At 73.5% G+C, this 5,691-nt stretch carries 1 protein-coding gene; it reads right to left on the bottom strand.

The annotated features are described in order from the left end of the window. A partial coding sequence (locus tag ACWDBE_RS38955; RefSeq protein WP_449810346.1) for an SDR family NAD(P)-dependent oxidoreductase occupies nt 1–5,691 on the bottom strand: 5,691 nt, incomplete at both ends.

Genomic DNA, 5,691 nt, shown 5'->3' with positions numbered 1-5,691 from the left:
ACCGCATCGGGCTCCACACCATGGGCACGCCACAGCTCCGCCAGCGCCACCATCACCGCGAACAGGGCGGGCTGCACCACATCCACCCGCTCCAGCGAACCACCGCCCGTCAGCACCTCCACCAACGACCAGTCCGTGTACGGCGCCAACGCCGCGTCACACGCGTCGACCACCTCCCGGAACACCGGCTCCGAGGCGTACAACTCCCCGCCCATACCGACCCACTGCGCACCCTGCCCCGGGAACACGAACACCGAACGACCCAGCGGGCGGGCCGTCCCGGTGACCAGACCCGGCGCCGTACCGCCCTCGGCCAGGGCGTCCAACGCCTCCACGCCGCTCAGCACCACGGCCCGGTGCTCGAACACGGTGCGGGCAGCCAGGGCGCCTCCGACCGCAGCCGGGCTCACCTCGGGACGTACGACGGTGAAGGCGCTCAGCCGGCGCGCCTGCTCCCGCAACGCCGCCTCCGACTTCCCCGACAACACCCACGGCACCACCCCACCCGCGGACCCCGTCGAAACTCCGACCGGCTCCTCGGCAGCCGCCTCGATCACCACATGCGCGTTCGTACCGCTGATGCCGAACGCCGAGATGCCCGCGCGACGCAGGTGGCCGTTGTCGGGCCAGGGCCGGGCCTCGGTGAGCAGTCGGATGTTTCCGGACTCCCAGTCGACGTGCGAGGTCGGCGCATCGACATGCAGCGTCGGCGGCAACTGCCCGTGCCGCATCGCCATCACCATCTTGATCACACCGGCCACGCCGGCCGCCGCCTGGGTGTGGCCGATGTTGGACTTCACCGACCCCAGCCACAAAGGCTCCACCCGGTCCCGGCCGTACGTCGCCAGCAGCGCCTGCGCCTCGATCGGGTCACCGAGGGTGGTCCCCGTGCCGTGCGCCTCCACCGCGTCCACGTCCGCCGTCGAGAGTCCGGCGTTGGCGAGGGCCTGACGGATCACCCGCTCCTGCGACGGACCGTTCGGCGCCCCGAGGCCGTTGGAGGTGCCGTCCTGGTTGACCGCCGAACCCCGCACCACCGCCAGCACCCGGTGGCCGTTACGGCGGGCGTCGGACAGGCGCTCCAGCAGCACCAGGCCGGCGCCCTCGGCCCAGGCCGTACCATCGGCCGCCTCGGCGAACGCCTTCACCCTGCCGTCGGGAGCCAGGCCGCGCTGGCGCGAGAACTCCGTGAACCCCAGCGGGGTCGCCATCACGGTCACCCCGCCGGCCAGGGCGAGCGAGCACTCCCCCGAGCGGAGCGCCTGCGCGGCCAGGTGGATCGCCACCAGCGAGGACGAGCAGGCGGTGTCCAGCGAGACCGCCGCACCCTCCAGCCCCAGCAGGTAGGCGATCCGGCCGGAGGTCACGCTGGTCGCGGCGCCCGTACCGAGGTAGCCCTCGGCGTCGGCGGGTGCCTGGTCACCGTAGCCGGATGCCCAGATGCCGGTGAACACGCCCGTCCGGCTGCCCCGCAACGACGTCGGATCGATCCCCGCGTCCTCGAAGGTCTCCCACGCGGTCTCCAGCAGCACCCGCTGCTGCGGATCCATCGCCAACGCCTCACGCGGCGAGATCCCGAAGAAGTCCGCATCGAACCCCGCCGCGTCCGCGAGGAAACCACCCGACCGCGTGTACGACGTCCCCGGGTGATCCGCATCCGGATGGAACAACCCCTCGACGTCCCACCCGCGGTCAGTCGGGAACGCCCCGATCGCGTCCACCCCACCCGACACCAGGCCCCACAAGTCCTCCGGAGACCCCACCCCACCCGGCAACCGGCACCCCATGCCCACGATCACCACCGGATCAGCCCCGACACCCACTCCACCCACCGGCGCCACGGGCACCACATCCCCACCGAGGATCCCGCTCAGCAGGTGCTCGGCGAGTTGCCGCGGGGTGGGGTGGTCGAAGGTGACGGTGGCGGGCAGGCGCAGGCCGGTGGCGGTGTTGAGCCGGTTGCGCAGTTCGACGGAGGTCAGGGAGTCGAAGCCGAGGTCCTTGAACGGCTGCCGGTCCCATCCGGCCCCCGGTTCGCGGTGACCGAGCACGGCGGCGGTGTTGGCGGTGACCAGGTCGAGTGCGGCTCGCAGCCGTTCGGCCTCCGGCAGCGACCGCAGGCGGTCGGCGATCGCGCCGTGCCGCGCCGGGCGGCGGGCCGCCTTGCGGGAGACGAGGCCCTTGAGGGCCGCCGGGGCCGCCGGGGAGCCCGCCATCACGGACAGGTCGAGGCGTACCGGCACCAGCGCGGCCCGGTCCGTGGCCAGGGCCGCGTCGAACAGCGACAGGGCGTGGTCGGTGGCCAGCGGCACGACCCCGGCTCGCGTCAGCCGGTCCTGGTCGGCATCGGTCAGGTGCCCGGTCATGCCGCTGGCCTCGGCCCAGTAGCCCCAGGCCAGCGAGGTCGCCGGCAGGCCGAGGGCACGCCGGTGCACGGCGAGGGCGTCGAGGAAGGTGTTGGCCGCGGCGTAGTTGGCCTGCCCGGGGCTGCCGAGCGTCCCGGCCGCCGAGGAGAAGAGGACGAACGCCGTCAGGTCCCTTCCCCGGGTGAGTTCGTGCAGGTTCCAGGCCGCCCGTGCCTTGGGCTCCCAGACCGCGGCGAGACGTTCGGGGGTCAGGGACTCGACCACGGCGTCGTCGAGCACGCCGGCGGCGTGGACGACCGCGGTCAGCGGGTGCGCGGCCGGGATCGAGTCCAGGACGGCCGCCAGCGCGTCCCGGTCGGCCACGTCACAGGCCGCCACGGTCACCTCGGCGCCCAGCCCGGCCAGCTCCTCGCGCAACGCCGCCCCGCCACCACCGCGGCTGACCAGCAGCAGGTGCCGCACACCCCGCTCGGCCACCAGATGCCGGGCCACACGGCCCCCCAGCGTCCCCGTACCCCCGGTGATCAGCACGGTGCCGTCGGGGTCGACCGGCTGGGGAACGGTGAGGACGATCTTCCCCACGTGAGCGGCCCGGCTCATGAACCGGAACACGTCGACCGCGTCCCGGACCCCGCGGACGTCCAACGGCAGCGGTGCGAACCCGCCGTCCGTGAAGGCCCGTACGACGGCGTCCAGGATCTCGCCGAGCCGTTCCGGCCCCGCGTCGGCGATGTCGAACGCCCGGTAGACGATGTCGGGATGGTCGGCCGCGTCGCGGATGTCGGTCTTGCCCATCTCCACGAACCGGCCGCCCGGCACGAGCAGCCGCAGGGAGGCGTCGACGAACTCGCCGGACAGCGAGTCCAGGACGACGTCCATGGGCGGGAAGCTCTGCTCGAACTCCAGGGTGCGCGACGAGGCGATGTGGTCCTCGTCCAGTCCCAGGGCGCGCAGGGTGTGCCACTTGGCCGGGCCGGCGGTGGCGAACACCTCCGCCCCGAGCCGCCGGGCCAGCTGGATCGCCGCCATGCCGACGCCGCCGGTACCCGCGTGGATCAGCACCCGGTCACCGGCCTTCAGCCCGCCCAGGTCGCGCAGGCCGTACCAGGCGGTCAGGAACACGACGGGCACGGACGCGGCCCTGGCGAACGACCAGTCGTCGGGCATCCGGACCAGCAGCCGCTGGTCGGCGACGGTGACCGGGCCGAAGGCGCCGGGGACCAGGCCCATGACGCGGTCGCCGGGCCGGAACCGGGTGTCCGGGCCGGTTTCGAGGACGACGCCCGCGCCTTCGCCGCCCATCAGGGCCTCGCCGGGGTAGACGCCGAGGGCGATCAGCACGTCCCGGAAGTTGAGTCCGGCCGCCCGCATGGCGATCCGGACCTGCCCGTGCCCCAGCGGCTCCATGAGCTCCGGGCGGGGCACCAGCGCCAGATCGTCGATGCTGCCGGTGCCCGTGTCCTCCAGCCGCCAGGTCCCGTCGGGCGGGGTGAGGCTCGCGCCGACGCGGACCAGGCGGGGGACGCGCAACGTCCCCTGGCGTACCGCCAGTTCCGGCTCGTCCGTGCCAGCGATCAGCGCGGGGTCCCAGGTCGGGTCGGCGTCGACCAGGACGAACCGGTCGGGGTGCTCGGCCCGCGCGCCGCGGACCAGGCCCCAGACCATCGAGTGGTGGAGGCCGACCACGTCACCGGGCGCGGCGGCGACGGCGTTGCGGGTGACGACCGCCAGCCGCGTCGTCTCGCCCGCCAAGTGGTCCCGGATCACGGCGAGTACGCTCCGCGCGCTCTCGTACGCCGCCTCGACGGTGTCCGCCTCGGGCTCGGGCCCGGGCACCTCGTAGACGACCAAGTCCGCGAGGTCGCCGCCCGCCGATGCCGGTTCGAAGGCCGGCGATTCAAAGGGCTGCCAGTCGAGTGCGTACAGGCTGTCCGGGACGGCGCCGGCCTTCCGGACGGTCAGCGACGTGATGACCGCGACCGGGGCGCCGTCCGGATCGGCCACGGCCACGGTGTACGTGTCCGGCCCGGTGGCGGACAGGCGTACGCGCAGCGTCCGGTGGCCCGTGGGCCGTATCGCCACTCCGGTGAACGCGAACGGCAGGCCGGTGCGGTCGGTGAGGAACGTCATGGGGTGCAGTGCGGCGTCGAGCAGCGCGGGGTGCAGGGCGAACGGTTCCTCGGCGGGAAGCTCCACTTCGGCGTAGACGGTGTCGCCGACCCGCCAGGCCGCCGTGACGCCCTGGAACGCCGGCCCGTACTCGTAGCCGAGTACGGACAGCGAGTCGTAGAGCCCGTCGACGTCGAGGGGCTCACCGGCCTGCGGCCAGACCCAGGCGCTCAGCACCGGCTCCTCGCCCAGGGTCCCGGTGGCGTGCCGCACCCACTCGTCGCCGTCACGCGAGTACACCGTGAGCGGGTTGCGGCCGTCGTCCTCGGGGCCCACGACGACCTGGAGGTCCACCGCGGTGTCGTCGAGGACGAGCGGCGTCTCGAGCACCAGCTCCTCGACCGCGCGGCCGAGCCGGCCGGCCGCGTAGGCCGCCATCTCCGCGAACGCGGTGCCGGGCAGGAGGACGGAGCCCCGCACGGCGTGGTCGGCCAGCCACGGGTGGGTGGCGAGCGAGATCCGTCCGCTGAGCACCGCGCCGTCGGGCAGTTCCACGAACGTGCTGAGCAGGGGGTGGTCGCCCGACGCCGTCGGGACGGGCCGCAGCCAGTACGGCTGGCGCTGGAAGGCGTACGTCGGCAGGCTGACGGGCTCGGTGTCGTCCGGGAACCGCCAGTCGACCCGGACGCCATGGACGTGCAGACGGCCGAGCGAGGTGAGGAAGTCGGCCTGGTCACGCCGGAGCGTGCCGGTGACTAGGAGGTCGGAGCCGTGGTGGTGACCGGTCTCCTCGACGGCGGAGACCAGTACGGGGTGCGGGCTGACCTCGACGAAGACGGTGTGGCCGTGGTCGAGCAGCGCACGGGTGGTCCGGTCGAACAGCACGGGTTCGCGGAGGTTGCGGTACCAGTAGTCGGCGTCGAGGGCGGAGGTGTCGACCGGTTCTGCGGTGACGGTGGAGTAGAAGGGGACGTCCGCGGTCCTCGGCTCGATCCCGGCGAGGTCGGTGAGCAGTTGCTCGCGGATCGCCTCGACCTGGGCGGAGTGGGCGGCGTAGTTGACGGGCAGGCGGCGGGCGCGGATGCCGTCGGCCTCACAGACCGCCAGCAGTTCGTCCAGCACGTCCAGATCACCCGACACGACGACCGAACCGGGGGCGTTCACCACCGCCACCGTCAGCCGGCCGTCCCAGCGGGCCACGAACTCGGCCGCCTGC

Source organism: Kitasatospora sp. NPDC001132 (assembly GCF_053598415.1).
The sequence above is the reverse complement of the archived record's forward strand: the minus strand, read 5'-3'. Positions and strand labels throughout refer to the sequence as shown.